This window comes from Marinospirillum sp., from assembly GCF_014859565.1.
Map to the genome: position 1 here is coordinate 1 of NZ_JACUUA010000292.1, position 3,520 is coordinate 3,520.

Sequence of the window (3,520 nt, forward strand, 5' to 3'; positions counted from 1 at the left end):
GCTGATCAAACCTTTCAGCATGTTTGCCATCAGCTGGTTTTTTCTGCTGGTGGTTTTTAAGCCTTTTATTCCCGAAGCTCTGGCTTATGAGTATCTGGCCGGAGCCATCCTGCTGGGTGCCGCCCCTTGCACTGCGATGGTGTTTGTCTGGAGTTACCTGACACGCGGTGATGCAGCCTACACCTTGGTGCAGGTAGCCTTGAATGACATCATCATGCTGTTTGCCTTTGCGCCGATTGTGGTGCTGCTGCTGGGTATTTCCAACATTCCGGTGCCCTGGGATACGGTGTTTCTATCGGTGGTGCTGTACATTGTGATCCCGCTGGCTGCCGGTTATCTGACCCGTATCACCCTGATCAAACGCAAGAGTCAGGACTGGTTTGATCAGGTGTTCATGCCCAAAATCGGTTCGGTCACCCCGGTAGCACTGATCATCACCCTGGTGTTGCTGTTTGCCTTTCAGGGTGACGTGATACTGGCTAACCCGCTGCACATCGGCCTGATTGCCATCCCGTTGATCATCCAGACGGTGCTGATTTTTCTGCTGGCCTACTACTGGGCAAAAAGCTGGAAAGTGCCCCATAACATTGCCGCACCCGGTGCCATGATTGGTGCCAGCAACTTCTTTGAACTGGCGGTGGCGGCTGCCATTGCCTTGTTTGGCCTGCAATCCGGTGCTGCTTTGGCTACCGTGGTGGGTGTACTGGTGGAAGTGCCGCTGATGCTGGCACTGGTGCGTTACGCCAATCGCACCCGCGAGGGATTTTCATAACCCTCTACTCTTTTATAGGTATTGCTCGATTTCGCGGTCTATGGTCAGCTTGTCGCTAACTTTGATGGATAAGCGGAGCCATTCATGCCACTGGTTATTTTGCTGTTGTTACTGTGGCTGCCTGTATCAGTGTATGCCAGTCAGCCAGCCCCTGTGCGTATTGCTGCCGCTGCGGATTTACAAACAGCCATGGCTGAACTGGTGGAGATTTTCACTCAACAACATCCACAAGCTCGGCTGAGTGTGACTTATGGATCGTCCGGGGTATTTGCAACCCAACTGCGCCAGGGTGCACCTTTTGAGTTGTATTTTTCTGCCAATGCTGACTATGTACACATCCTGCATCAGGAAGGTCTGACCCGTGATGCAGGACAGGATTATGCACGAGGTCGACTGGCTTTTTATTCTCGTGAACCCCTGACCGCTGAACACGCCCATGAAGCTCTGAACAACTGGCACCAACAGGCTCGCAGCACCCACAAGTTATCCATTGCCAACCCCCGCCATGCTCCTTATGGTGTTGCAGCAATTGGCTGGTTGGAGCAACTGGGACTGGATCAGGAGTTAAAGTATCGGTTAGTGCTGGGAGAAAATGCGGCTCAGTCGGTGCAGTTTGTACTGGCCGGTGCTGCTCGCAGTGGCATAGTGGCCTGGCCGCTGTTATCCACTCGTGCTGACCTGCCCGGTCAGGCTTGGTTGATTCCTGAAGACCAGCACCCACCGCTGCAACAACGGATGGTGCTGATGAACAATGCCAGTACTACCGCACAAGCCTTTTATGACTTCATGGGCAGCCCCGCAGCCCGTGAAAGGTTATTACACTACGGGTTTGGTCCACCCTGATGGAATGGCAGGCACTGGAGATTTCCTTTCGGCTGGCATTACTGACCAGCCTGCTGTTATTGCCGGTAGGAATTTTTCTGGGTCGTCTGCTGGCATGGCACACCAACCGTGCCACACCCTTGTTGCACAGCCTGATTTTTCTGCCGCTGGTACTGCCACCCACCGTGCTGGGTTATTACTTTCTGGTGATGATTTCCGGTGATGCGCCACTGGGACAATTCTGGGAATCCCTGTTTGGTACTTCACTGGCATTCAGTTTTGAAGGACTGCTGCTGGCCTCTCTAGTCGCCAATCTGCCTTTTGCCGTGCAACCGATTCAGCACGCGTTTGCTGCCATCGATCCGGAAGTCCGAGATGCAGCTCGGGTCTGTGGTTTAAACCCCTGGTTATCCTTGTTAAAAATAGAACTGCCGCTGGTCTGGCCGGGGTTGGTGGGTGCCTTCCTGCTGACCTTTACCCATACCCTGGGTGAGTTTGGGGTGGTGCTGATGGTAGGTGGTAATCTGACCGGAGAAACCCGCACCCTGTCGATTGCCATTTATGATCAGGTGCAGGCATTCAACTTTGATGCCGCCGGCCAGATGGCACTGTTATTACTGGCTCTGGCGTTTTTTAGCCTGCTGTTGTTGCAATGGTTGATGCTGCTGCGCCAGCGCAGGAATCAGAACCCATGACACCATCCATAACTCAGCCTACTTGTGGTGCGCTGGACTGGCAACTGACCGGTCATGGCAATATCCCCATGAATGTCAGCCTCAACTGCCAGCCGGGTGAACTGCTGGCATTACTTGGCCCTTCCGGCAGTGGTAAAACCACTCTGCTGAGGAGTCTGGCCGGACTCTACCAGGATGTTGCAGGCCATATTCACAGCGGTCAGGACTGCTGGTTGGATACCCGCCGTGGTATAAATCGTCCCCCGGAGCAGCGTCAGCTGGGCATGGTGTTTCAGGGTTATGCGTTGTTTCCACACCTGAATGCACTGGAAAACCTGCTGATCCCTTTACGCCATTTACCCCGACAGCAAGCACTGCAATCTGCTCAAGCCTGGCTGGAACGTGTTCATTTAAAAGGACTGGAACGCCGCAAACCGCATGAATTATCAGGTGGTCAGCGCCAGCGCGTGGCTCTGGCAAGAGCACTGGTGGCTCAACCCCGCGCTCTGTTGCTGGATGAACCCTTTTCTGCTGTGGATCAGGCCACCCGCCAGAAACTGCGCCGTGAACTGGCATTACTGCGTCAGGAAATCCAGGCACCCACGCTGCTGGTGACTCATGATCTGGAAGAAGCTCTGCAGCTGGCTGATCGCATCTGTGTGTTGCATCACGGACAGCTGTTACAAGTCAGTGCACCAGATCAACTGATGAGCCACCCCGCCAGCCCTACCGTAGCAAGGCTGCTGGGAATGCAGAACCTGTTTGAAGGGCGGATTCTTGCCTCTGATCAACATCAATTACTACTGGACTGGCTGGGACTACCACTGACCCTGCCGGGGCAGCCGGAGTTTATTACTGGGCAAACAGTACAATGGATGGCTCCACCCCAGAGCCTGTTGTTACATCGCCCTGATCGACCCGTACCCGGTGACAAGGAGAATCCGGTGCAAGGAAAAATAGAGGAGCTGGTGTTACTCGGTCCTCATGCCAGCCTGAGCATTCGACCGAATCACGCCCCGGACTGGCCGTTACGTTTTTATGTGCCTCGGCATTTTGTCGAGCGCCAGCAGTTACAATCCGGTATGGCAGTTACACTCAGTCTATTGGCCGATCAATTACATCTGTTCAGTCCGTAGGACTCTGCAAACGATCCAGCCTGAGTCGCTGACGTTCATCAAACAAACGGCGACTGCCCATCATCACCGCCAGCAGTGATCCCAGACCGGTTCCCAGTGTAATAATCAACATGATG

At 54.0% G+C, this 3,520-nt stretch carries 4 protein-coding genes; all 4 read left to right on the forward strand.

From position 1 onward, the window contains the following. A partial coding sequence (gene arsB, locus IBX50_RS18505) for an ACR3 family arsenite efflux transporter (RefSeq protein WP_292257877.1) occupies positions 1-772 on the forward strand: 772 nt, incomplete at its 5' end. Between the two features lie 84 nt (positions 773-856). Beyond that, positions 857-1,615 carry a molybdate ABC transporter substrate-binding protein gene (gene modA / locus IBX50_RS18510; protein ID WP_292257878.1) on the forward strand — a complete coding sequence of 253 codons (759 nt, stop codon included), beginning with the start codon at positions 857-859 and terminating at the stop codon, positions 1,613-1,615. Further along, the gene (gene modB, locus IBX50_RS18515) at positions 1,615-2,289 is read left to right on the forward strand and encodes a molybdate ABC transporter permease subunit (protein ID WP_292257879.1); all 675 of its coding nucleotides are present in this window, start codon (positions 1,615-1,617) and stop codon (positions 2,287-2,289) included. The genes modA and modB overlap by 1 nt, the downstream gene beginning before the upstream one ends. After that, positions 2,286-3,404 (forward strand): ABC transporter ATP-binding protein, encoded by a 1,119-nt coding sequence (locus tag IBX50_RS18520; protein WP_292257880.1) that lies wholly within the window; start codon positions 2,286-2,288, stop codon positions 3,402-3,404. The genes modB and IBX50_RS18520 overlap by 4 nt, the downstream gene beginning before the upstream one ends. The last annotated feature ends 116 nt before the right edge of the window (positions 3,405-3,520 follow it).